This is a genomic window from Chromobacterium alkanivorans (genome assembly GCF_016937655.1).
Taxonomy (GTDB): domain Bacteria; phylum Pseudomonadota; class Gammaproteobacteria; order Burkholderiales; family Chromobacteriaceae; genus Chromobacterium; species Chromobacterium alkanivorans.
The window spans coordinates 315037-340666 of the sequence record NZ_JAFHKL010000003.1 but is presented as its reverse complement, the minus strand read 5'-3'; the positions used below and the strand labels follow the sequence as shown (position 1 = coordinate 340666).

Below are 25630 nucleotides of genomic sequence, written 5' to 3'. Positions count from 1 at the left end.
CGCTTGGCTGTCCAGGATGGAGCCTGTCGGGTGACAAATATTCGGGATGTATTGTCTGTGTTGGTGCACGCGTCAATGGCGGGCGCTGACAGGGAGCCTCTTCGTGGGCTGCCGGTTCCGATATGCCGGTCTGCTAACCCTGCCAGATGCCTGCCGCTCCATTTACGGTATTTATTGGAGGAGGAATGCCTGAGATGGCTAAGCTGCGGACCGCGCCGTCTTGACTTATCCCCCCCGCTCGCCAACAATCCCCGCGTGCCGTCGCAATCTCGGCACAAGTGGGTTTGACAGCTCCTAAAGTATATCGGCAGACACTGCCGCCTTCGTGCGGCATTGTCTGTGTCGGCGCACGCGTACATGGCAGGTGCCGGCGGGGAGCCCCTCCGTGGGCTGCCGGTTCCGATATGCCGGTCTGTCAACCCTGTCAGGTGCCTGCCGCTCCCGTTTGACAGCGGGAAGCAGGTGTAGCCCATATCGGAGACGTCATCATGATTGATTCGAATCGCGTTCCGCGAACCTTGTTTTCCCCCGACCCTAACCTGCTGAGCGTTGCTTATCGCCGCGTTTAAGCGCTGAGTCCCCTTGCTATATCCCCTCGGCCCGTATGTCGTCGCGCCGCATGGCAAGACGGTGGCGGCGCCTTGGCCGGGGTAGGCGAGCGTCTCAATAGCGCGTTGGCAGGGCATGGCAAGGCCAAGCGGCGGGTGATCCCCGCCGGGGAAAGCTTGAGCCGTCGTTTGGCGACAAACGACGGCTTTTTGCGTTTTTGGCACCTAAGTTCGCACATGGGGCAGGGAGCATCGGCTTTTCCGCGTGGGTATCGCTGCGCTCTACCCACCCTACCCACGGAGCGTAGCGTGCGGCGTCAGCCCGTAGGGTGGGAGAAGCCATCGGCGATACCCACCAACAATGGTCTTGGGCAAACATCAGCGGCCGTCGACTTTCTCTGCGTGGGTATCGCTGCGCTCCACCCACCCTACCCACGAGGTGTAGCGCGCGGCGTTAGCTCGTAGGGTGGGAGGAGCCATCGGCGATACCCACCAACAATGGCCTTGGGCAAACATCAGCGGCCGTCGGCTTTCTCCGCGTGGGTATCGCTGCGCTCCACCCACCCTACCCACGGAGCGTAGCGCGCGGCGTCAGCCCGTAGGGTGGGAGAAGCCATCGGCGATACCCACCAACAATGGCCTTGGGCAAATATCAGCGGCCGTCGGCTTTCTCCGCGTGGGTATCGCTGCGCTCCACCCACCCTACCCACGGGGTGTAGCGCGCGGCGTCAGCTCGTAGGGTGGGAGGAGCCATCGGCGATACCCACCGGCGGCGGCTTAGGGAAGCCGCCGGCGGCAGATCGTGAAACCGGCCCTCAACGCATAAACCGCAGCGGCAGGCCCTGGCAGTCCGGCTGGATGCTGCCCTGGAACCAGGCCAACTGGCCGGAAACGATGGTGGCGCTGACCGCGTGGCGGAAGGCCAGATGCGGGAACGGGGTCCAGCCGCAATGGGCCAACAGCGGGTCATGGCAGACCGGACGCGGCGCCGGCAGGCGTTCCACCAGCGTCAGATCGGCCCAATAGCCTTCGCGCAGATGGCCGCGTTCGGCGATGGCGAAGCGTTGGGCCACCGCGTGGCTGGTCTTGTCCACCAGTTGCGGCAGCGTCAGTTCGCCGTCGGCCACCAGTTCCAGCAGCGCCGGCAGCGCGTGCTGGACCAGCGGCAGCCCGGCCGGCGCTTGGGTGTAGGGCTGCTGTTTTTCCTCCCAGGCATGCGGCGCGTGGTCGGTGCCTATCAGGTCAATGCGGCCGTCGCGCAGCGCCTGGCGCAGCGCGTCGCGGTCGGCGCGGCTCTTGATCGCCGGATTGCATTTGATCAGGTGGCCCAGGCGGGCGTAGTCGCCGTCGTCCAGCAGCAGATGGTGGACGCAGGCTTCGGCGGTGATGCGCTTGCCGGCGACGGGGCCGGGCTGGAACAACTCCAGTTCGCGCGCGCTGCTCAGGTGCAGCACATGCAGCTGGCTGCCGTGGCGCCGCGCCAGTTCCACCGCCAGCCGGGTGGACTGATAGCAGGCTTCGACGTCGCGGATCAGCGGGTGTTGGTCCGGCGGGATGTCGTCGCCAAAGCGCAGCCGCCAGGCGGCTTCGCGTTCGCGGATGCGCGGCGTGTGTTCGCAGTGGGTGAGGATGGGCAGCGGGCAAGCGGCGAACAGCCGTTCCAGCGCGGCCGGGTCGTCCAGCAGCAGGTCGCCGGTGCTGGCGCCCATGAACACTTTGACGCCGGCGACGCGGTTGGGCGGCAGCGCGGCGATCAGGTCCAGATTGTGGCGGGTGGCGCCCAGGTGGAAGCCGTAATTGGCCACCGAGCCGGCGGCGGCGCGGCTTTCCTTGTCCGCCAGCGCCTCCAGGCTGGTGGTGGCCGGCCGGGTGTTGGGCATGTCCATGAAGCTGGTGATGCCGCCGGCCACCGCGGCGCGAGATTCGCTGGCGATGCCGCCCTTGTGCGGCGCGCCGGGTTCGCGGAAGTGAACCTGGTCGTCGATCATGCCGGGCAGCAGCCATTGGCCGGCGGCGTCGATGTCGATATCGCCGGGGCGGCCGGGCAGGCTGGCGTCGATGCGGCGGATGCGGCCGTTGCCGACGCGCAGGTCGGCTTCCCACTCGCGGCCGTCGCTGACCAGGCGGGCGTTGCGGATCAGGATGTCGCTCATTCAGAACTCGTTTTGCAGCGCTTTGTAGCCGCGCACCAGTTCGCTATTGGCGCGCAGCACGTCTTCGGAGAATTCGGCGGCGGAGACGCTGGCCTTGGGCAGGCGCGCGGTGTCGCTGGCCGCGCCTATGCGTTCGGTGGAGGCCACGTAGCAGCCGGCCGGCAGTTCGCAGCCGTCCACCACCGCGTTGTGGCGCACCACGCAGCCGTCGCCGACGCGGCAGTTGAACAGCACGCTGTTGAAGCCGACGAAGACGCGCTCGCCCACGGCGCAGGGGCCGTGGATGATGGAGCGGTGGGCGATGGAGGTGTGCGCGCCGATGGCGACGGCGGCGCCGGCCTTGGAGTGGATGACCACGCCGTCCTGGATATTGGAGTGGGGGCCGATGACGATGGCCTCCATTTCGCCGTTGGCGTCCACTTCGTCGGCGCGGATCACCGCGTAGGGGCCGATGAAGACGTTGTCGTGGACGATGATCTTGCCGCAGAGGATGGCGGTCTTGTCGACGTAGGCGGATTCGGCGATTACCGGCAGGTGGCCGGAGGGGTTTTTGCGTATCAAGCGCTGCTCCCTGAGAGTGTGTTCACGATCTGCTGCGCTGCGGCGTTGAGAACATCTTCGAAATGCTCATGTACCAAATGTACACTCCGCTTTCTCAGCTGTTCTCGCCTTGTCTCGCTCTTGCTCGCGAGATCGTGGATAGATTATGAGAGCTGGCTGGCCGCCACCGCGTCGTGCGGGTGCAGGCTTTCCTGATGGCGGACGTCGACCCGGCTCAGGCCGTGGCCGGCCAGAGCCGCTTGCAGCCGGCGCGCGGCGTCTTCCACATACATCAGATTGGCGCCGTTGAGGGCGGCGAAGGCTTGTTCGTCGGCGCGCTTGACCGCGGTTTGCACCGGGGTGGCCAGCGCCTGCTCGGCCAGGTCTATGCGCGCCGCCAGGTCCCAGTCGGCGGCGTCGGCGGCGATGTCGAAGCGCAGCCGCGCCTGGCTGCGCTGGCTGTGCGGGGTGGCCAGCGTGGCGTGTTCCAGCAGCCAGTCGTAAACCGCGTCCGGCGTGGCCGCGCGGTCCTGTTGGCGGAAGGCGTCGGCGATCAGCCGGCGCGCCAGCGCGGCGGAGCAGGGGCAGGTGGAGGAGTAGGCGATTTCCACCTCGGCCCACAGCCGGCAGCCGTCGTCGTCCCGTTCCGCGCCCAGCGCGGCCGGGTAGGCTTTCCAGCCGGACAGGCCCGGCGTGGCCAGCGCCGGGCGCTGGCACAAGAGTTCGAAGCGGAATTCGGCGCGGGCGGCGTCGCTGCCGCAGTCGGCGTGGCTGTCCACCATCGCCCGCAGCAGCCGGCTGAGGGCGTCCGGGCTCAGCGGCGCGGCGTCGGCGTGGGGCTGCAGCAGCCGGTAGAGCCGGGACATGTGGATGCCCTTGATCGCCGGCCGGGGCAGATTGACTTGCACGCTGGCGCGGGCGGCGACGCAGCCGTGGGCGGCGTCCGCCAGCCGTAGCGGCAGCGCGATGCCGTCCATGCCCACCCAGTTCAAGGGCAGCAGCGCGGCGGCGGCGCCGCTGCGCGCGATGTCGGGCAGCGGGGCGTTCATGCGGCGTCCTCGGCGGCGCTTTCCAGCGGCGGGAACGGGTCCGGCAGCAGCGCCCAGGCGGCGGGACCGGCGGCCATTTCGGCCTCGTCCAGCAGGCAGTCGTCCAGTTGCCGGCGCAGTTCGGCTTCGTCCATGGCGATGCCGATCAGCACCAGTTCCTGGCGCGCGTCGCCGATGACGTCCTGCCAGTGGCTTTCAATCTGGCGCAGGCTGTCCTCGTCCTGCGGCCAGTATTCGCGCGGGGTGGCGGCCCACCATTGGCCGGCCAGTTCGTGGCGGCACACCGCGCCGGCCTGCGACCACAGCTGGGCGTGGGCCGGGCGGCTGGCCAGCCAGAAATAGCCTTTGGAGCGCAGCACGCCCGGCCATTCCCGCTGCGCCAGCTCGAAGAAGCGCTGCGGGTGGAAGGGGCGGCGCGCGCGGTAGACGAAGCTGGCGATGCCGTATTCCTCGGTTTCCGGCGTGTGCTCGCCGCGCAGCTCGCTGAGCCAGCCGGGCGCGTCGGCGGCGGCGTCGAAGTCGAACAGGCCGGTGTTGAGCACCGCGTCCAGCGGCACCTGGCCGAAGCGGGCTTCGACAATGCGGGCACGCGGGTTGAGCTGGCGCAGAATGCCGGCCAGCCGCTCTTGGTCCGCGGCGTTTATCAGATCGGTCTTGTTGAGCACGATCACGTCGCAGAACTCCACTTGTTCGATCAACAGATCCGCCACCGTGCGCTCGTCGGCCTCGCCCAGCGATTCGCCGCGTTGCCGCAGATGGTCGCGCGAGGCGTAGTCGCGCAGGAAGTGACAGGCGTCCACCACAGTGACCATGGTGTCCAGCCGCGCGGAGTCGGCCAGGCTGCGGCCCTGCTCGTCGGCGAAGGTGAAGGTTTCCGCCACCGGCAGCGGTTCGGCGATGCCGGTGGATTCGATCACCAGCTGGTCGAAGCGGCCTTCGTCCGCTAGCCGCGATACTTCCAGCAGCAGGTCTTCGCGCAAGGTGCAGCAGATGCAGCCATTGCTCATTTCCACCAGCTTTTCCTCGGTGCGGGACAGCGCGGCGCCGCCTTCGCGCACCAGAGCGGCGTCGATATTGACCTCGCTCATGTCGTTGACGATCACCGCCACGCGGCGGCCTTCGCGGTTGTTGAGAATGTGGTTGAGCAAGGTGGTCTTGCCGGCGCCGAGGAAGCCGGACAGCACGGTGACCGGCAGTCTGGGGTCTAGCGAGGCGGAAGAGGGCGTGGGCGTCATGGCATGGGTCCGATTGAGTGATGGCGATGCGGATGGCGAGAGCGCTGGGCTGTCGTTATTTTTGTTATGTTATAACATTTTATTTTTCGACGGCAAGGGTCGAATATCGCCACTAGTTCTTTCTGGCTAGTCCTTCTCGCCAAAGTACTAACCGCGACTAGTGCCAATGCGCCGCCCGGCGTCGACCTTCGGCGAATGTCGATGCTTGTCGCTAGGTTCTAAGCTTGCAATCAAGTGAAAAGGTCCGTTTCCCCCGGTGGCTGGAGCCGCCGGCCCGCGCGGCGCGGACCCCGATATTTGGAGGCAAGATGAGTCACTTTCTCGACCGTTTGAATTTCCTGGGCAAGACCCGCTCCACCTTTGCCAATGGTCATGGCGCCGTCGTCAACGAGGATCGCGGTTGGGAAAACGCCTACCGCCAGCGCTGGCAGCACGACAAGGTGGTGCGCTCCACCCATGGCGTGAACTGCACCGGTTCCTGTAGCTGGAAGGTGTATGTGAAGAACGGCCTGATCACCTGGGAAACCCAGCAGACCGATTACCCGCGCACCCGGCCGGACCTGCCCAATCACGAGCCGCGCGGCTGCCCGCGCGGCGCGTCCTACAGCTGGTACGTCTACTCCGCCCAGCGCGTCAAATACCCGATGATCCGCGGCCGGCTGGCCAAATTGTGGCGCGAGGCGCGCCAGACCCTGAGCCCGGTGGAGGCCTGGGAAAAGATCAGCCAGACGCCGGAGCTGGCCAAGCAGTACAAGTCCAAGCGCGGCCAGGGCGGTTTCGTGCGCGCCAGCTGGGACGAGGCCAACGAGATCGTGGCCGCCGCCAACGCCTTCACCATCAAGCGATACGGTCCGGACCGGGTGGTGGGCTTCTCGCCGATCCCGGCGATGTCCATGGTGTCCTACGCCGCCGGCAGCCGCTACCTCAGCCTGATCGGCGGCGTACCGCTGTCCTTCTACGACTGGTACTGCGATTTGCCGCCGGCCAGCCCGCAGACCTGGGGCGAGCAGACCGACGTGGCCGAATCCGCGGACTGGTACAACTCCACCTATCTGATGGTGTGGGGCTCCAATGTGCCGATGACGCGCACCCCGGACGCCCACTTCTACACCGAGGTGCGCTACAAGGGCACCAAGACGGTGGCGGTATCCAGCGACTTTGGCGAAATGGCCAAGTTCGGCGATATCTGGATGGCGCCCAAGCAGGGCACCGACGCCGCGCTGGCGATGGCGATGGGCCATGTGATCTTCAAGGAATTCCACCTCGATAATCCGTCCGGTTACTTCACCGACTACATCCGCCGCTACACCGACATGCCGATGCTGGTGGCGCTGAAGCCAGACGGCGAGCGTTACATCCCCGATTACTTCCTGCGCGCCTCCCATCTGGAGGGCGGCCTGGGCGAAGACAACAACCCGGACTGGAAAACCCTGCTGATCGACGAGGCCAGCGGCGACATCGTCGCGCCCAACGGCTCCATCGGTTTCCGCTGGGGCCAGGCCGAGGGCAAGGCCGGCAAGTGGAACCTGGAGCAGAAGGACGGCGGCAACGGCCGCGAGGTGTCCGCCAAGCTGTCGCTGATCAAGGAAAGCGACGCGGTGGTGGGCGTCGGCTTCCCTTACTTCGGCGCCGAGCACGACGAGCTGCTGACCCGCAATGTGCCGGCCAAGCGCATCCGCCTGGCCGACGGCAGCGAAACTCTGGTGGCCACGGTGTTCGACCTGATGGCGGCCAACTACGGCGTAGACCGCGGTCTGGGCGGCGGCAACGTCGCCGTCGACTACATGGACGACGTGCCCTACACCCCGGCCTGGCAGCAGAAGCACACCGGCGTGAAGCCGGAACTAGTGATCCAGGTAGCGCGCGAGTTCGCGCAAAACGCGGATCAGACCCAGGGCAAATCCATGGTCATCGTCGGCGCGGCGCTGAATCACTGGTACCACATGGACATGACCTACCGCGGCATCATCAATATGCTGATGCTGTGCGGCTGCATCGGCCAGTCCGGCGGCGGCTGGTGCCATTACGTGGGCCAGGAAAAACTGCGTCCGCAAACCGGTTGGGCGCCGCTGGCCTTCGCCGGCGACTGGAACCGCCCGGCGCGGCAGATGAACGGCACCAGCTTCTTCTACGCCCACACCAGCCAGTGGCGGCATGAAAAACTGGGCGTCGGCGAAATCCTGGCGCCCACCGCCGACGGCCGCATGGCCGGCATGGCGCTGATCGATTACAACGCCAAGGCCGAACGGATGGGCTGGCTGCCGTCCGCGCCGCAGCTGTCCGCCAACCCGCTGGACGTAACCCGCGCCGCGGCCGCCGCCGGCCAGGACGCCGCCGCCTACGTGGTGGACGGCCTCAAGTCCGGCAAGCTGGACCTGGCCTGCAACGACCCGGACAACCCGCAGAACTTCCCGCGCAATATGTTCGTGTGGCGCTCCAACATCCTAGGCAGCTCCGGCAAGGGCCACGAATACTTCCTCAAATACCTGCTGGGCACCCAGAACGCGGTGCTGAACTCGGAAGACGACTGCATCAAGCCCACCGAGATCACCGTGCGCCCGGCGGCGGAAGGCAAGCTGGACCTGCTGGTGGTGCTGGACTTCCGCATGTCCACCACCTGCCTGTACGGCGACGTGGTGCTGCCCACCGCCACCTGGTACGAGAAGGACGACCTCAACACCTCGGACATGCACCCCTTCATCCACCCGCTGTCCGAAGCGGTGCAGCCGCTGTGGCAGTCCCGCACCGACTGGGAAATCTACAAGGGTTTCGCCAAGAAGCTGTCCGAGCTGGGCAAGGACTACCTGGGCGTGCAAAAGGATCTGGTGCTGACCCCGCTGATGCACGATACCCCGGAAGAACTGGGCCAGCCCTTCGATCCCAAGGACTGGAAAAAAGGCGAGTGCGAGCCGGTGCCGGGCAAGACCATGCCCAAGATGACGGTGGTGGAGCGCGACTACGGCGCGATCTACGACAAGTTCACCACCATCGGCCCCTTGCTGGAAAAAGCCGGCAACGGCGGCAAGGGCATCAGCTGGAAAACCGGCCATGAAGTGGACATTCTGCGCGGCCTGAACCAGGTGGCCAGCCAAGGCGCCGGCAAGGGCCAGCCCAAGCTGGAAACTGCGATCGACGCCGCCGAGATGATTCTGACCCTGGCGCCGGAAACCAACGGCCACGTGGCGGTGAAGGCCTGGGACGCGCTGTCCAAGATCACCGGCCGCGACCACACCCACCTGGCCAAGCCGCGCGAGCACGACAGCATCCGCTTCCGCGACGTGCAGGCGCAGCCGCGCAAGATCATTTCCTCGCCCACCTGGTCCGGCCTGGAAAGCGAAGAAGTCAGCTACAACGCCGGCTATACCAATGTGCACGAGCTGATTCCCTGGCGCACCATCACCGGCCGCCAGCAGTTCTATCAGGATCACCAGTGGATGCGCGCCTTCGGCGAAGGCCTGTGCGTGTACAAGCCGGCGGTGGACCTGAAAACCACGCAGGCGGTGCTGGGCAAGCACGGCAACGGCAATCACGAACTGGTGCTGAACTTCCTGACCCCGCACCAGAAGTGGGGCATCCACAGCACCTATTCCGACAATCTGCGCATGCTGACGCTGAGCCGCGGCGGCCCGCACGTGTGGCTGTCCGAGGACGACGCCAAGAAGGCCGGCATCGTGGACAACGACTGGATCGAGGTGTTCAACGTCAACGGCACGCTGACCGCCCGCGCCGTGGTGTCGCAGCGGGTGCCGCAGGGGATGACGCTGATGTACCACGCCCAGGAGAAGATCGTGAACGTGCCGGGCGCGGAAGTGTCCGGCAAGCGCGGCGGCATCCACAACTCGGTGACCCGCGCGGTGACCAAGCCCACCCACATGATAGGCGGCTACGCGCAGCTGTCCTGGGGCTTCAACTACTACGGCACCGTGGGCGCCAACCGCGACGAATTCGTGGTGGTGCGCAAGATGAACACAGTGGACTGGATGGATAGTCCGGCAGGAGACCAACAATGAAAATCCGCGCTCAAATCGGCATGGTGCTGAACCTGGACAAGTGCATCGGCTGCCACACGTGTTCGGTCACCTGCAAGAACGTCTGGACCAGCCGCGACGGCATCGAATACGCCTGGTTCAACAATGTGGAAACCAAGCCCGGCATCGGCTACCCCAAGGAATGGGAAAACCAGGAAAAGTGGAAGGGCGGCTGGGTGCGCAAGCCCAACGGCAAGCTGGAGCCGCGTCAGGGCGGCCGGCTGAAAATCCTGGGCAATATCTTCGCCAACCCCAATATGCCGGCGATAGACGACTACTACGAGCCGTTCACCTACGACTACGAACATCTGCAGAACGCGCCGGAAATGCAGACCCCGCCCACCGCGCGGCCGGTGTCGGTGTTGACCGGCAAGAAGATGGACAAGATCGAATGGGGCCCCAACTGGGAAGACGACCTGGGCGGCGAATTCGCCAAGCGCAGCAAGGACGCTTTGTTCGAAGGCATCCAGAAGGAAATGTACTCGGCCTTCGAGAACACTTTCATGATGTATCTGCCGCGGCTGTGCGAACACTGCCTGAACCCGGCCTGCGTCGCCTCCTGTCCGTCCGGCTCCATCTATAAGCGCGAAGACGACGGCATCGTGCTGATCGATCAGGACAAATGCCGCGGCTGGCGCATGTGCGTATCCGGCTGCCCGTACAAGAAGATCTATTACAACTGGACCTCCGGCAAGGCCGAGAAGTGCACCTTCTGCTACCCGCGCATCGAGGGCGGCCAGCCGACAGTGTGCTCGGAAACCTGCGTCGGCCGCATCCGCTACCTGGGCGTGCTGCTGTACGACGCCGACAAGATAGACGAAGCCGCCGCGGTGGAAGACCCGAAGAGCCTGTACGAGGCGCAGCTGGGCGTGTTCCTGGACCCGAACGCGCCGGAAGTGATCGCCGAGGCGCAGAAGCAGGGCATTCCGCAGAGCTGGATAGACGCCGCGCAGCGCTCCCCGGTCTACAAGATGGCGATGGAGTGGAAAGTGGCCTTCCCGCTGCACCCGGAATACCGGACCCTGCCGATGGTGTGGTACATCCCGCCGCTGTCGCCGATCCAGTCCGCGATGGAAAACGGCCTGATCGGCGAGAACGGCATCATCCCGGACGTCAAGGATCTGCGCATCCCCATCCAGTACCTGGCCAATCTGCTGACCGCCGGCAAGGAAGAGCCGGTGGTGAAGGCGCTGGAAACCATGGTGGCGATGCGGCGCTATATGCGCAAGAAGAGCGTGGAGAAGGTGTCGGACGCCGCCACCCTCAAGGGCACCCATCTGAATCCGGCCCAGGTGGAGGAGATGTACCAGGTGATGGCCATCGCCAATTACGAAGACCGCTTCGTGATTCCGTCCAGCCACAAAGAACTGGTGGAGAACACCTTCGAGGACAAGGCGTCCTGCGGCTTCACCTTCGGCAACGGCTGCTCCGGCGGCGAGTCCGACGCCAGCTTGTTCGGCAAGAAGAAGGCCACCCCCATCGTGTTCCACGACATGCGGCGCGACCGCAAGTCCAATTCCGGCCAGTGAGGGAGAACGCCATGCGCATCTATCAAGCCTTATCCGCCTTGCTGTGCTACCCGGAGCCGGATCTGGTCGCGGCGGCGGACGACATCCGCGTCGAAGTCGCGGCCGAGCCGCGCATCGCCCGGCTGCTGGAGCCGCTGCTGCTGTCCTTGGAGGGCGAGGATCTGATCACGCTGCAAGAACGCTATGTGCAGACCTTCGACCGCAACCCCAGCCATTCGCTGCATCTGTTCGAGCACATCCACGGCGAGGACCGCGCCCGCGGCCAGGCCATGGTGGACCTGCTGGCCGAATACCAGGCCCAGGGCTTCGAACCGGCGGCGAACGAGCTGCCGGACTATCTGCCGCTGTTCCTGGAGTTTCTGGCGCAGTGCCAGCCGGAGGAGGCCGTCCGGCTGCTTTCCGACGCGGTGCACGTGATCGCCCACGTCGCCGGCAAGCTGGCCGACAGCCGTTCCCACTACGCCGGCGTGCTGCAGGGGCTGGTGCTGCTGTCGCCGGTGGAGCCGGAAGCGCTGACCGTGCCGCCGGTACGCGACATGGATGAGATGCTGGAGACCTTCGGCCCCGGCGCGGACGGCGTGGAGCCGCTGCTGAAGCCGGCGCGGCCGGCCATCGCTCCGGTGAACTTTTACCCGCAGCGGCCGCAGGGCTGAATCCCGCTGCCAGGAGAGCAACATGAACTATCTGCACCAATTCGTATTCGGCATCTACCCCTACATCGCTCTGGCGGTGTTCCTGCTGGGCAGCCTGATCCGCTTCGACCGCGAGCAATACAGCTGGAAGAGCGAATCCTCGCAACTGCTGTACCGCGGCCAGCTGAGGCTGGGCAACATCCTGTTCCACCTCGGCATCATCGGCCTGTTCTTCGGCCATCTGGTGGGCCTGTTGACGCCGGTGGCGGTATGGGACGCGCTGGGCGTCAGCCACAGCTTCAAGCAAGTGTTCGCGATGACGGCCGGCGGCATCATGGGCGGCCTGTGCCTGATCGGCATCCTGATCCTGCTGCACCGCCGCTTTACCTGTGACCGGCTGGCGGCCAACACCACCTGGCGCGACAAGCTGGTGTTGCTGTGGATTCTGGCCACCTTGTTGCTGGGCCTCAGCACCATCGCGGTGTCGGCGCAGCACCTGGACGGCCACGAGATGGTGTTGCTGATGAGCTGGGCTCAGCACATCGTCACCCTGCGCGGCGACGCGGCCATCTTCATCGTCGGCGCCTCGCCGGTGTTCAAGGCGCACTTGTTCATGGGCATGAGCTTGTTCGTGATCTTCCCGTTCACCCGTCTGGTGCACGTGTGGAGCGGCTTCGGCGCGGTGACTTATCTGGGCCGGGCCTGGCAGCTGGTGCGGCCGCGGACTTGATTCGCTTGGTTTTCGCATGAGAACGCGGCGGCGCGCCCAAGGGCGCTCCGCCGTTTTTCATGCCGTCCGGCTACATATAAATTCGAGAAGTTGTGAAGCGATAACAAGAGCGAACAATTCCTAACAATTCGAAACAGCCGGCTGTCAACCAAACGGTTAAGCTGGGCCATCCGTTTAAATTCAGGAGTTAGCCGCATGAAACGCGCACTTGTCATCTTATCGCTGAGCCTGGCCGGCCTGGCCTCCACCGCCATGGCGGACACCTCCACCATCGTCGGCGGCGCGCTGGGCGGCGCGGCCGGCGCGGCGGTGGGCGAGGCGGTGGGCGGCCGCAACGGCGCCATCATCGGCGGCGCGGTGGGCGGCGCTTCCGGCGCGGCCATCGGCCACGACTACGGCAAGCCGGCGGCGTCGGAACGCCGCGACGACGACGGCCGCCGCTATCGCAAGCACCGCCATCGTCACCACCGCGACAAGGGCTATTTCTGCCCGCCGGGCCAGGCCAAGAAAGGCCGTTGCTAAGCCTTCGTCATCCATAAGCATTAAACCCGTCGCAGTATTCAGCATGGGTCGGGCTTGATCTATATTGATGGTTGTTGGTTTCCGTTGTCATGGAAAGCCATTAAGAGCCTGTTCAAAATCTCGCGAGCAAGAGCGAGACAAGGCGAAAACAGCTGAGAAAGCGGAATGTACGTTTGGTGCATGAGCATTTCGAAGCGGTACTCACCGTGTCACCTCTCACAAAGCGCAACAGATCATGAACAGGCTCTAAGAAACCGCCAATCGAGATCGGAGCCCGCCATGCTGTCCAGGCTATCCCTCGCCAGCAAGCTGCTATTGCTGCTGCTGCCTTTTTCCGCCGCGCTGATCGGCCTCGCCTCGGTGCTGGCCGTCGATCGCTTCCAAACCCTGTCGGAACTGCAACGCTCGGATCGCCTGATCCAGGTGGCGGCGCGTTCCAGCCAGTTGATCCATGATTTGCAGACTGAACGCGGCCTGAGCAACGGCTTTCTCAGCGGCCAGGCCGCCGGCCTGCCGCCGCCCTTGCAACAGGCGCGCGCGGTCAGCGACAAGGACCTGGCCGCCTTCCGCGACGAGGCGGCCAACCATGCTTCCAGCGGCCTGGCCGGCGATCTGTCCGCCTTGAGCGGTCAACTGGACGGCCTGTCCCAGCTGCGCGACAGCGTGGAAAAACGCGCGACGCCGGCGGCCGAGGCCTTCGCCGCCTATTCCGGCCGCATCGACGCGCTGATAAGCCTGATCGCCAAGCTGGCGCAGGCCAATAGCGACGGCGATCTGCTGCGCAGCACCGCGGCCTTGCTCAGCCTGCAGTGCGAGAAGGAGTTCGCCGGCCGCGAGCGCGGCTACGTCAACGGCGTGCTCAACGGCGGCGTTTTCGACCAGAAAAGCTTTGCCCAGGCGGTGGGCCTCAAGGCCAAGCAGGACGCCTGCGCCGGCCAGCTGCGGCTGATGGCGGACGAAGCGCTGCGCGCCCAGGTGGACGCGGTGGAGGGCGGCGAGGAGGCCAAGGCGCTGCAGGCGCTGCGCGACAAGCTATTGGGCCAAGCCCTGGGCCAGCCGGTAGGCGTGGCGCCGGCGGCGTGGTTTCAGGCGGCGACCCAGCGCATCGGCGCGCTGAAGGCGCTGCAGGACAAACTGCTGTCCGATCTGGCCGGCCAGGTGGCGGCCAAGGTGTCCCAGGCCCGCGTCGACCTGTGGGTGACGCTGGGCGGTTCCTCCCTGGTGATCCTGCTGCTGGGCGGCCTGGGCTTCGCCATCTACCGCGGCATCCATGTGCCGGTGCAGCGGCTGGAGCTGTTGATGACCTCGATGAGCCGGGATTTTGATCTGCGGCCGCGCGCCGACATCCGCGGCCATGATGAAATCGCGCGCATGGGCAAGGCTTTCGACCACTTGGTGGAGGCCTTCGCCCGGACCCTGAACCAAGTCAATCACAACGCCCACAGCCTGGTGGAGGCGGCGCACGCGATGCTGGCGATTTCCCATCGCGCCGCCAAGGCTTCGGAAACCCAGAGCCAGTCGGCCGCCGGCATCGCCGCGGCGGTGGAGCAGATGAGCGCGGGCATCGAGTCGGTCAGCGCCAACACCCGGCTGTCGCTGAACGTGGCGCAGCAGATGCAGAGCAGCGTCAGCGACGGCCGCGAACGCATGCGCAGCACCACTCAGGCGATGAACCAGACCTCGACGGTGCTGGACGACGCCGGCGGCCGGATAGAATCTTTGCAGCAGAAGTCCGAGGACATCCGCTCCATCATCACCGCCATCCGCGAGATCGCCGACCAGACCAATCTCTTGGCCCTGAACGCGGCGATCGAAGCGGCGCGCGCCGGCGAGATGGGCCGCGGCTTCGCGGTGGTGGCCGACGAGGTGCGCAAGCTGGCCGAGCGCACCGGCAAGGAGACGCTGGACATCACCTCGCTGATCGAGGACATCCGCGGCGAGACTCAGACCGCCGCCCACCACATGCAGGAAGCGCGCCAGCGCATGGAGTCCGGACTGGAGCTGGTGGGCAAGACCGTCAACGATCTGGACGAAATTCACCAAGAAGCCAGCGAAGCCGCCGCCAAGAGCCAGGGCACCGCGGCGGCGATGGCGCAGCAGACCGCGGCCAGCGGCGAGGTGGCCAACAATATCAGCGTGATCGCCTCGCTGGCGGAGGAGAATTCCGGCCTGGTGCAGGAGGTGGCGGATTTGTCCGACCGGCTCAACGCTTCGGCCAGCGAGCTGGTGGAGCTGGTGGACAAGTTCAAGCACGCCTGAGAACCTGTTCAAAGTCTGCTGCGCTTCAGCGATACGGCGTTGAAAACGAGCTCAAAATGCTCATGTACCCCTCGTACATTCCGCTTTTTCGCTAGTTTTCGCCTTGTCTCGCTCTTGCTCGCGAGACTTTGAACAGGTTCTGAGAAGCTGTACGATCTGCCGCGCAGGCCGCTCTTCAGGTTTCAATTCAGCCGACAGGCCCCTAGTTAGAAGTGACTAGGGGCCTGTGTGCTTTGGTTGGACTGCGAATTTTCGGTCTAGCTAGTAAAATTGAATCAGGAAATATCAGATTGGCGGCGACAGCCGGGCCACTTGGTTGCGACTAAGCGGTATCATTGGCTGCCATGGAGGAACTCATGCTTACCGACCGCTTCGGGCGCTCCATCGAATATCTGCGTCTGTCCGTGACCGACCGTTGCGACCTGCGCTGCAATTACTGCCTGCCCAAAGGCTTCAAAGGCTTCGAGGAACCGGCCAACTGGCTGACCTTCGACGAAATCGAACGCGTGGTGGCGGCTTTCGCGCGCCTGGGCACGCGGCGGCTGCGGCTGACCGGCGGCGAACCGCTGCTGCGCCGCAATCTGCCGGAGCTGGCGGCGCGGCTGTCCTCGCTGCCCGGCCTCAACGACCTGTCGCTGACCAGCAACGCCACTCAGCTGGCGCGCCACGCCCAGGCGCTGCGCGCCGCCGGAGTCAGCCGCGTCAATGTCAGCCTGGACTCGCTGCGCCGCGATTGCGTGCACGACATCACCGGCAGCGACAGCCTGCCGCGGGTGATGGAAGGACTGATGGCGGCCAAGGAGGCCGGCTTTTCCCCGATCAAGATCAATATGGTGGCGATGAAGGACGTCAACGACGCCGACATCGGCGCCATGGTCGCCTTCTGTATCGAGCATGGCTTCGTGCTGCGGCTGATCGAAGCCATGCCGATGGGCGACACCGGCCGCGCCGCCAGCTATCTGGACTTGCAGCCGGTGCTGCGTCAGCTGCAAACCGAATTCAATCTGGTGGAACAGGCCGCCACCCTGGGCGGCGGTCCGGCCCGTTACTGGAAAACCCGGGACGGCGGTTTCTCGCTGGGCCTGATCACGCCCATTTCCCAACATTTCTGCGCCACCTGCAACCGGGTACGGCTGTCGGTGGACGGCACCTTGTACATGTGCCTGGGCCAGGAGGAGAGTTTCGAGCTGCGCCCTCTGCTGCGCGCCGGCGTCAGCGACGCCGAGCTGGAAGCGGCAATCCGCGCGGCGATAGAACTGAAGCCGGAGCGACATGAGTTCAGCGAAAAGCCGCAAAAGCTGGTGCGCTTCATGTCGATGACCGGTGGCTAGGACCACGACGATGCGGCTGAACGTGTCCCCGGTGCTGGGCGGCCCGCTGGGCCAGCGCCTCAGCGCCAAGATCGTCGGCGTGCTGGCGGCGTTTCTGCTGGTGGCGCTGGGCTCCATCGGCGCCACGTTGTGGCTGTCCTGGCAGCAGGAGGGCGGCGCGGCGGCGATCAACGACGCCGGCAGCCTGCGCATGCGCGTCACCCGGCTGGCGTTGGACTTGCAGCTCAGCGGCCGGGACGGCGCGCGCGCCGACGCGCTGCGCCGCGACATGGCCAATTACGAAGCCATCTTGCAGCGGCTGCGCCGCGGCGATCCGGCGCGGCCGCTGCTGGTGCCGCGCCAGGCCGACATCCAACAGGCCTTGTCCCAAGTGGAAGAACAATGGCGCGGGCAACTGAAGCCGGTGTTGCTGGACGCCTTGACGCGGCCCGGCGACAACGCGGCGGAGGCCGCCCGTTTCGCCGAGCGCGTGGCGCTCTACGTGGCGGACATCAACACCTTCGTCAGCGGCATGGAGGCCTACAACGCGCGCAACACCGATTATCTGCGCCTGTTGCAGCTCCTGCTCGCCAGCATGGCGGTGGTGGGCACCGTCGCGCTGATCTATCTGATGCTGCTGATCGTGCTGCGGCCGCTGGACAAGCTGCACCAGGGCATACGCCGGCTGGCCGCCGGCGATTACAGCGTGCGGGTGCCGGTGGAGACCGACGACGAATTCGGCCAGGTCAGCACCGGCTTCAATCTGATGGCGGCCTGTCTGTCCGAATCCCACGCCACCCTGGAAGAGCGGGTGCGCGGCAAAACCGCCAGCCTGCAGCAGAAAAACCAGGAGCTGGCGCTGCTGTACGAAATCACTTCCTTCTGCAATCAATCCCAACCGCTGGAGGCGCTGTGCAAGGGTTTCCTGGCCCGGGTGATGCGCGCTTTCGACGCCGACGGCGGCGCGGTGCGTTTGACCGACCACGGCCAGGGCCTGGTGTTCGTGGTGGCGGACGACGGCTTGCCGGAGGGATTGCTGCGCGACGAGCATTGCCTGAAAGTGGGCGACTGCCTGTGCGGCGAAGCCGCCGCGATGGCGGAAAGCCGGGTGGAGAACATGGGCGGGCGGGCGGACAAGCAATGCAGCCGCGAGGGCTTCCGCGTGGTCAGCGCCTTCCCGGTGGCGACGCAGAACCGCACGCTGGGCATCTTCAATCTGCATTTCCGCCAGGCGCGCATTCTGCCGCCGCAGCAAGTGAGGCAGTTGGAAATGTTGGGCCAGCACCTGGCGGTGGCGATCGAGAACCTGCGGCTGGCGGCCAAGGAGCGCGAGCTGGCGGTGCTGGAGGAGCGTAATCTGGTGGCCCAGGGCCTGCACGACAGCATCGCCCAGGGCCTGTCCTTCCTGAACCTGCAAACCCAGATCATGCGCCAGGCGCTGGACTGCGGCGATCCGGGCCTGGTGGACGACACGCTGGCGCTGTTCGAGGCCGGGGTCAGGGAAAGCTACGACGATGTGCGCGAGCTGCTCAACAACTTCCGCTCCAAGCTGTCGGAAAGCCTGGGCCAGGCGGTGAGCAGCCTGCTGGACAAATTCCGCAAGCAGACCGGGATGCGGGTGGAGCTGCGCTCCACCGGGGCCGGCGCGCCGCTGATGCCGGAGCAGCAGCTGCAAATCTTGTTCATCCTGCAAGAGGCGCTGTCCAATGTACGCAAGCACGCCGAGGCCAGCCAGGTTACGGTCAGCCTCAGCGACGACGGCGAGGTCTTCGTGCTCAGCGTGCTGGACAACGGCGTCGGCTTCGACCTGGACACGGTGCGCAACAAGGGCGACGGCCATTTCGGCCTGTCCATCATGCAGGAGCGCGCGCAGCGCGCCGGCCTGCAGCTGGACATCGAATCCACCCCGGAGGCGGGCACCCTGGTCAGCCTGCTGCTGCCGCGCGCGCGGCGCATGGCCGCTTGAGCCACTGGCGCGACGGCTAGACAGCTCTCATACTGTCCATATCTGAATTTAAAAACCCCTGGATTCGATGATGTCAGAACAGAGCATACGCATTCTGCTGGTGGACGATCACACCTTGTTCCGCAGTGGAATCAAGGCCTTGCTGGCGCGACAAGCCGGCTTCGACGTTGTCGGCGAGGCGGCGGACGGCGCCGAGGGCGTCAAGCTGGCCAAGCAGCTGGACCCGGACGTGGTGCTGCTGGACCTGAACATGCCGGGCATTTCCGGCGTGGAGGCTTTGACCTTGATGTTGCAGGATCAGGCCAAGCGGGCGGTGGTGATGCTGACGGTGTCCGAGGAGGCCGACGATCTGACCGCGGCGCTGAAGGCCGGCGCGCGCGGCTATCTATTGAAAAACATCGACGCCGATTTCCTGACCCAGGCGGTGGCGCGCGCCGCCGCCGGCGAATCGGTGATGAGCGATTCGATGACCGCCAAGCTGATGGCCCAGTTCCGCCACGGCGCGGCCGCGCCGCAGGCGGAGCCGGCGGAACAGGAACTGGACCGGCTGACCCCGCGCGAACGCGAAATCCTCGGCTTTCTGGCCCAGGGCAAGAGCAATAAGGAGATCGCGCGCAGCCTGGATCTGGCCGAGAGCACGGTCAAGATTCATGTGCAGAACATCTTGAAGAAGCTCAGCCTCAGCAGCCGGGTGCAGGCGGCGGTGTTCGCGGTGGAGAACGGGGTGGGGCGCAGCGCTTGAGCGGCGGCTCGCTCAACCCTCCACCAGCCGATAGCCGACCCCGGTCTCGGTGAGGATGTGGCGCGGCATCGCCGGATTGTCTTCCAGCTTCTGGCGCAAATGCCCCATGTAGACGCGCAGATACTGGTTGTGCTCCGAGAACGACGGCCCCCACACCGCCAGCAGCAGCTCGCGATGGGTGATCACCTTGCCGGCGCTGCGGATCAGCGTGGACAGCAGCCGGTATTCTATCGGCGTCAGGTGCACCGCCGTCTCCGCCTTGGCCACCAGACGGTTGACCAGGTCCACCTTGATGTCGCCGAACTGAAACACCTGCTGCGCCGCGGCGCTGCCGTGGGTGCGGCGACGCAGCAGCACACGGACGCGCGCCAGGCATTCGGCCACGCCGAAGGGCTTGGTCAGGTAGTCGTCGGCGCCCGCGTCCAGCGCGGCTACTTTCTCGGTTTCCTGGGTGCGCGCGGACAAGACCAGGATGGGCAGGTCGGTCCATTCGCGCAGCTGTTTGATGGTGTCCTGGCCGTTCATGTCCGGCAGGCCCAGGTCCAGGATCACCAGGTCCGGCTTGCGGGTGGCCACTTCGATCAGGCCCTGCTTGCCGGTTTCCGCCTCGTGGACGGTCAGGCCTTCTTCTTCCAGCGCCGCGCTCAGAAAGCGGCGGATCGGTTTTTCGTCTTCGATGACGACGATGCTGATCGGTGCGTCTTGCATGATTGGGATTCGCTCTGGTTTAGGCTCGCGGTTCGGGGAGTTCTTCCGGCAGCGCCGGCGCTTGTCCGGCCGGCAGGCTGAAGCGGAATTCCGCGCCGTGCGGCGAGCGGTTGCGCGCGCTGATGCGGCCGCCGTGGATTTCCACGATGGAGCGGCAGATCGCCAGCCCCAGCCCCACGCCGGGGGTGCTGGACTCCGCCGCGCCGCGCGAGAATTTGTCGAAGGCGCGCTGTTCCATATTGGGCGGCAGGCCGGGGCCGTCGTCGCTGACCGACACCACCACCTCCGCGCCCTCGCGCCGCGCCGCCAGCGTGATATGGCTGCCGGGCGGCGTGTATTTGCCGGCGTTTTCCAGCAGGTTGACCAACACCCGCTCCAGCAACACCGCGTCGTATTCCAGCACCGGCAGGGCCGGGTCCAGTTCCAGCCTCAGTTCCCGGCCGCGCAGGCCGCGTTCGGCGGCGCGCAGCGCGCTGCCCACCACCTCGTCCAGCATCTGCCATTCCTTGTTCAACTTGACGCCGGACTGCAGCCGCGCCATGTCCAGCAGATTGGTCACCAGCTTGTTCATCCGCAGCGCCTCGTCCTGGATGGCGGCGGCGATCTCGGCGCGCTGGCCCTCGTCCACATTGGGCGAGCACAGCCGCTCGGACAGGCCGGCCATGGTGGTCAGCGGGGTGCGCAGATCGTGGGACACCACCGACAGCACGCTATTGCGCAACCGTTCGGACTCCATCGCCACAATGGCGTCCTGCGCCACTTCCACGTAGTGCACGCGTTCCAGCGCCAGCGCGATCTGGGCGGCGCAGGTTTCCAGCAGCCTTTGCTGTTCCGGCAGGAAGGCCTGATCGGTGACTTCCGGCAAGAGCGCGATCACGCCGCGGTTGCGCATAGGCGCGCGCAGCGGCACGTAGAGCGCGGCGTTGGCGGGCAGGGTGTTGGTGCCGAGGCCGGCCGGCTGCTGATGGTCGTAAACCCATTGCGCGACGCCGATGTCGGCGTGGCCGCGGTCCTCGCCGGCCAGACGCAGTTCGTCGCCGCTATTGGGCAGGAACAGGCTGACCTTGGCGGAGAACAGCGGCTCCAGCCGGCCGACGGCGGTATCGACGATCTGGGCGGCGGTCAGCGCGCCGGCCAGCTCGCGGCCCAGATCGTACAGCGCGCGGGTGCGGCGTTCGCGGTAGGTGGAGATGTTGGCGGCGAAGCGCAGCCGGGCGGTGAGCTGGCTGATGATGGCGGCCACCAGCAACATCACCACGAAGGTCATCAGGTACTGGGTGTCGGTGACGGCGAAGGACATCTGCGGCGGCACGAAGAAGAAGTCGAAGGCCGCCACCGACAGCAGCGAGGCCAGCATGCCGGGGCCGCGGCCGTAGCGCACCGACACCAGCACCACCACCAGCAGGTAGATCATGATGTCGTTGGCCAGCGCCACGTGGGGAATCAGCAGGCCGGCCAGCAGCGTGGTCAGCAGGCAGGCGACGGCGGCGGCGATGTAGCCGGCGCGCGAGCGCGGGCTGTCCTGCTCTTCGAACAACAGGCTGGCGCCGGTCTTGGCGGAGCCGGCGTCCTCCGCCTCCAAAGCGTGGGCCACCACGTAGAGATCGATGTCGCCGGAGCGGCGGCTCAGCTCGTTGACCAGGGTAGGGCGCCACAGCCGCGACCAGCGGCCGCGGACGGATTTGCCCACCACCAGCTTGGACACATTGCGGCTGCGGGCGTAGGCCAGCAGCGTGGGCGCCAGCTCGTTGCCGCCCAGCACCGTGGTTTCCGCGCCAAGCTCCTGCGCCAGCCTCAGGCCCTTGAGCACGCGGGCGCGCTGCTCCTCGGACAGTTTTTGCTGGCGCGGCGTTTCCACGTAGACGGCGATCCAGTCCGCGTCCAGATTGGCGGCCAGGCGCTTGGCGCTGCGGATCAGCTTGTCGATGCCGGCGCTGGCGCCGACGCAGACCAGCAGCCGCTCGCGCGCGTGCCAGACCGGATTGATGGACTGGTCGGCGCGGTAGGCGCGCATCTGCGCGTCCACGCGGTCGGCGGTGCGGCGCAGCGCCAGTTCGCGCAGCGCCAGCAGATTGCCCTTGCGGAAGAAGTTCTTCACCGCGCGTTCGGCCTGCTGCGGCAGATAGACCTTGCCGGCGGCCAGCCGGCCCAGCAATTCGTCCGGCGGCAGGTCCACCAGCGCCACTTCGTCGGCGCGGTCGAACACGTGGTCGGGCAGGGTTTCGCGCACCACGATGCCGGTGATCTGGCCGACCACGTCGTTCAGGCTTTCCAGGTGCTGGACATTGAGGGTGGTGTAGACGTCGATGCCGGCGGCCAGCAGCTCCTCCACGTCCTGCCAGCGCTTGGGGTGGCGCGAGCCGGGCGCGTTGGAGTGGGCGAATTCGTCCATCAGGATCAGCTGCGGCCGGCGCTCCAGCGCCGCGTCCAGATCGAACTCGGACAGTTCGTGGCCCTTGTAGGCGATCCGCCGCGGCGGCAGCAGCTCCAGGTCCGCCAGCTGCGCCTGGGTTTCCTTGCGGCCGTGGGTTTCCACCACGCCCGCCAGCACGGTCACGCCTTCCTGGCGTTTGGCGCGGGCCGCGGCCAGCATCGCGTAGGTCTTGCCGACGCCGGCGCAGGCGCCGAAGAAGATCTTCAGCCGGCCGCGCCGGGCGTCCAGTTCTTCGCGTTTGAGCTCATCGAGCAGGGCGTCCGGATCGGGACGGGAATCGGTCATATGCGAGCTTTGTTTAGAACCTGTTTACGATCTGCTGCGCGTCGGCAGGATGGATAGAAAAGGGCGTTGAAAACGGTTTCGAAATGCTCATATACCACCTGTACATTCCGCTTCTTCAACCGTTTTCGCCTTGTCTCGCCTTCGCTCGCGAGATCGTAAACACGTTCTGAGGGTCTTTACGGCTCAATTCTTCGGCGCCGGGGGCGAAGCTCACCCCCGATGCCGCGGGAGGGTCAGGCCTTGGCGGCCTGGTCCAGCGCCAGGTTCAATTCCAGCACATTGACGCGCGGCTCGCCAAGCAGGCCGAAGGTTTCGCCTATCAGCCGGCTTTCCACCAGCTTGCGCAGCGCGGCCGGCTCCATCTTGCGGGCGGCGGCGACGCGCTCCAACTGGTAGAAAGCCGCGGCGGCGGAAATCTCCGGGTCCAGGCCGCTGGCCGAGGCGGTGACCAAGTCCACCGGCACCGGTCCGCTCTGTCCCGGATGGGCGGCGCGGATGCGCTCCACATTGGCCTTCACCGCGTCCAGCTGCGCCGGGTTGGTGGGGCCCAGGTTGGTGCCGCCGGACCCGCCGGCATTGTACGGCATAGTGCCGGTGGCGGACGGGCGGCCCCAGAAATATTGCGGGCCGCTGAAGTTCTGGCCTATCAGCCGCGAGCCGACGATCTTGCCGTCGCGTTCGATCAGGCTGCCGTTGGCCTGGAACGGGAACAGCGCCTGGGCGGCTCCGGTGGTGAGCAAGGGGTAGGCGAGGCCGGTGATCAGGGTCAGGCCGCCGAACACCACCAGCAGGGGACGTAACAGTTTCATTTGGGTTTTCCTTTCGGTGCTCATGCCAGGCCCAGCGCGCCCAGCAGCATGTCGATCAGCTTGATGCCGGCGAAGGGCACCAGCAGGCCGCCCAGGCCGTAGACCAGCAGATTGCCGCGCAGCAGCTCCGCCGCGCTCCTGGCCTGATATTTGACGCCTTTCAGCGCCAGCGGGATCAGGAACACGATGATGACGGCGTTGAAGATCACCGCCGACATGATGGCCGAGGCCGGGCTGTTCAGGCCCATCACGTTCAGCGCGTTCAACTGCGGATAGGTGCTGGCGAACGCCGCCGGGATGATGGCGAAGTATTTGGCCACGTCGTTGGCGATGGAGAAAGTGGTCAAGGAACCGCGCGTCATCAGCATCTGCTTGCCGATCTCCACGATCTCGATCAGCTTGGTGGGGTTGGAATCCAGGTCCACCATATTGCCGGCTTCCTTGGCCGCCTGGGTGCCGGTGTTCATCGCCACCGCCACGTCGGCCTGGGCCAGCGCCGGCGCGTCGTTGGTGCCGTCGCCGGTCATCGCCACCAGCTTGCCTTCGGCCTGGTGGCTGCGGATCAGCTTGAGCTTGGCTTCCGGCGTGGCTTCGGCCAGATAGTCGTCCACGCCGGCCTCGGCGGCGATGGCGGCGGCGGTCAGCGGATTGTCGCCGGTGATCATCACCGTCTTGATGCCCATCTGGCGCAGCTCGGCGAAACGCTCCTTGATGCCGCCCTTGACGATGTCCTTCAGCTCGATCACGCCCAAGGCGCGATTGCCTTCCGCCACCAGCAGCGGGGTGGAGCCGCGGCGCGCCACTTCGTCGGCGCTCTTGGCCAGCGCGTCCGGGAACTGGCCGCCCTGATCGGCGATATGGCGGCGGATGGCGTCGATGGCGCCCTTGCGGATCTGGCGGCCGTCGTAGTCTATGCCGCTCATCCGGGTTTGCGCGGTGAAGGGGATGAACACGGCTTCATGGCTGGCCAGCTCGCGCTGGCGCAGATTGAACTGCTTCTTGGCCAGCACCACGATGCTGCGGCCTTCCGGGGTTTCGTCGGCCAGCGAGGCGAGCTGCGCGGCGTCGGCCAGCGTCTGTTCGCTGACGCCGGGCGCCGGGATGAAGGCGGAGGCCTGGCGATTGCCCAGGGTGATGGTGCCGGTCTTGTCCAGCAGCAGCACGTCCACGTCGCCGGCGGCTTCCACCGCGCGGCCGGAGGTGGCGATCACATTGGCGCCCATCATCCGGCTCATGCCGGCCACGCCGATGGCGGACAAGAGGCCGCCTATGGTGGTGGGGATCAGGCAGACCAGCAAGGCCACCAGGGTAGTGATGCTGATGGGCGAACCAGCCTTGGCCGCTTCCACGCTGAACAGGGAGAAGGGCAGCAGGGTGACGGTGACCACCAGGAATACGATGGTCAGCGCCACCAGCAGGATGGTCAGCGCGATCTCGTTCGGGGTTTTCTGGCGCTTGGCGCCTTCCACCATCGCGATCATGCGGTCGAGGAAGGTTTCGCCCGGATTGACGGAAATCCGCACCACGATCCAGTCGGACAGCACGCGGGTGCCGCCGGTGACCGAGGAGAAATCGCCGCCGGCCTCGCGGATCACCGGGGCGGATTCGCCGGTGATCGCGGACTCGTCCACCGAGGCCACGCCTTCCATCACCTCGCCGTCCACCGGGATCACGTCGCCGGCTTCCACCAGCACGTAGTCGCCCTTGCGCAGGCTGCTGCCGTCGATCACGGTCTTGCCGGCGTCGTGGCTGGGGCCGGACAGTTTCTTGGCCACCACGTTTTTCTTGGCCGAACGCAGGCTGGCCGCCTGGGCCTTGCTGCGGCCCTCGGCCAGCGCTTCGGCGAAGTTGGCGAACAGCACGGTGAACCACAGCCACAGCGCCACCGCCAGGATGAAGCCGGACGGCGCCTCGCCCTGGCCGGCCAGCGACTGCAGCCACAGCGCGCTGGTCAGGATGCTGCCGACGTAGACCACGAACATCACCGGATTGCGCCACTGGGCGCGCGGCGACAGCTTCTTGAAGGAGTCGACGATGGCCGGTTTCACCAGGCTGGGGTCCAGCATGGATTTGGCCGCGTTGCGGTGACCCGCCTGGGCGGGCTGGGCGGCCGACAGTTTGGAATGATTGATATCGTTCATAGTATGAGTC

Annotated in this window: 17 protein-coding genes; 9 read left to right on the top strand and 8 right to left on the bottom strand. The window is 66.0% G+C overall.

Features of this window, described 5'->3' with window-relative positions; translation table 11 throughout:
* Window positions 1-1363: 1363 nt before the first annotated feature.
* The 4 genes from JW897_RS07360 to zigA all read right to left on the bottom strand — a co-directional run bounded on the left by JW897_RS07360 (window position 1364) and on the right by zigA (window position 5525).
* Window positions 1364-2701, bottom strand: coding sequence for a dihydroorotase (locus JW897_RS07360; protein ID WP_205465663.1), 1338 nt, complete (start codon window positions 2699-2701; stop codon window positions 1364-1366).
* Complete coding sequence (locus JW897_RS07355) at window positions 2702-3262, bottom strand: LbetaH domain-containing protein (RefSeq protein ID WP_205465662.1); 561 nt, start codon at window positions 3260-3262, stop codon at window positions 2702-2704.
* A gap of 143 nt (window positions 3263-3405) precedes the next feature.
* A complete protein-coding gene (gene folE2, locus JW897_RS07350; protein ID WP_205465661.1) occupies window positions 3406-4290 on the bottom strand; it encodes a GTP cyclohydrolase FolE2 in 885 nt (294 codons plus the stop codon).
* A complete protein-coding gene (gene zigA / locus JW897_RS07345) occupies window positions 4287-5525 on the bottom strand; it encodes a zinc metallochaperone GTPase ZigA (protein WP_205465660.1) in 1239 nt (412 codons plus the stop codon). The genes folE2 and zigA overlap by 4 nt, the downstream gene beginning before the upstream one ends.
* Before the next feature lie 308 nt (window positions 5526-5833).
* Between zigA and JW897_RS07340 the strand changes: the two genes are divergently transcribed.
* From JW897_RS07340 to JW897_RS07300, 9 genes are all read left to right on the top strand, one after another.
* The gene (locus JW897_RS07340) at window positions 5834-9535 is read left to right on the top strand and encodes a nitrate reductase subunit alpha (protein WP_205465659.1); all 3702 of its coding nucleotides are present in this window, start codon (window positions 5834-5836) and stop codon (window positions 9533-9535) included.
* On the top strand, window positions 9532-11082 hold the full coding sequence (narH, locus tag JW897_RS07335) for a nitrate reductase subunit beta (protein WP_081575909.1): 1551 nt from the start codon (window positions 9532-9534) through the stop codon (window positions 11080-11082). The genes JW897_RS07340 and narH overlap by 4 nt, the downstream gene beginning before the upstream one ends.
* Window positions 11083-11093: 11 nt before the next feature.
* Window positions 11094-11735 carry a nitrate reductase molybdenum cofactor assembly chaperone gene (gene narJ / locus JW897_RS07330; RefSeq protein WP_205465658.1) on the top strand — a complete coding sequence of 214 codons (642 nt, stop codon included), beginning with the start codon at window positions 11094-11096 and terminating at the stop codon, window positions 11733-11735.
* A 22-nt stretch (window positions 11736-11757) separates the two neighbouring features.
* On the top strand, window positions 11758-12444 hold the full coding sequence (gene narI, locus JW897_RS07325; protein ID WP_205465657.1) for a respiratory nitrate reductase subunit gamma: 687 nt from the start codon (window positions 11758-11760) through the stop codon (window positions 12442-12444).
* Window positions 12445-12639: 195 nt separating this feature from the next.
* The gene (locus JW897_RS07320) at window positions 12640-12966 is read left to right on the top strand and encodes a glycine zipper domain-containing protein (protein WP_205465656.1); all 327 of its coding nucleotides are present in this window, start codon (window positions 12640-12642) and stop codon (window positions 12964-12966) included.
* Window positions 12967-13245: 279 nt separating this feature from the next.
* Window positions 13246-15225 (top strand): methyl-accepting chemotaxis protein, encoded by a 1980-nt coding sequence (locus JW897_RS07315; RefSeq protein WP_205465655.1) that lies wholly within the window; start codon window positions 13246-13248, stop codon window positions 15223-15225.
* Between the two features lie 356 nt (window positions 15226-15581).
* Entirely contained in the window at window positions 15582-16556 is a 975-nt protein-coding gene (moaA, locus tag JW897_RS07310; RefSeq protein ID WP_205465654.1) for a GTP 3',8-cyclase MoaA, read from the top strand.
* A gap of 10 nt (window positions 16557-16566) precedes the next feature.
* Entirely contained in the window at window positions 16567-18501 is a 1935-nt protein-coding gene (locus JW897_RS07305) for a type IV pili methyl-accepting chemotaxis transducer N-terminal domain-containing protein (RefSeq protein WP_205465653.1), read from the top strand.
* Window positions 18502-18571: 70 nt separating this feature from the next.
* Window positions 18572-19243, top strand: a complete 672-nt coding sequence (locus tag JW897_RS07300) for a response regulator (protein ID WP_107731736.1) — start codon at window positions 18572-18574, stop codon at window positions 19241-19243.
* 12 nt (window positions 19244-19255) lie between these two features.
* Here the strand turns inward: JW897_RS07300 and kdpE are convergent, their stop codons facing one another.
* The 4 genes from kdpE to kdpB form a co-directional block, all read right to left on the bottom strand.
* The gene (kdpE, locus tag JW897_RS07295) at window positions 19256-19951 is read right to left on the bottom strand and encodes a two-component system response regulator KdpE (protein ID WP_019103750.1); all 696 of its coding nucleotides are present in this window, start codon (window positions 19949-19951) and stop codon (window positions 19256-19258) included.
* A gap of 19 nt (window positions 19952-19970) precedes the next feature.
* The gene (locus tag JW897_RS07290) at window positions 19971-22670 is read right to left on the bottom strand and encodes a sensor histidine kinase (protein WP_205465652.1); all 2700 of its coding nucleotides are present in this window, start codon (window positions 22668-22670) and stop codon (window positions 19971-19973) included.
* Between the two features lie 233 nt (window positions 22671-22903).
* Window positions 22904-23479, bottom strand: coding sequence for a potassium-transporting ATPase subunit KdpC (kdpC, locus tag JW897_RS07285; protein ID WP_205465651.1), 576 nt, complete (start codon window positions 23477-23479; stop codon window positions 22904-22906).
* Window positions 23480-23499: 20 nt separating this feature from the next.
* Window positions 23500-25620, bottom strand: a complete 2121-nt coding sequence (gene kdpB / locus JW897_RS07280; RefSeq protein WP_338030558.1) for a potassium-transporting ATPase subunit KdpB — start codon at window positions 25618-25620, stop codon at window positions 23500-23502.
* Window positions 25621-25630 lie beyond the last annotated feature (10 nt).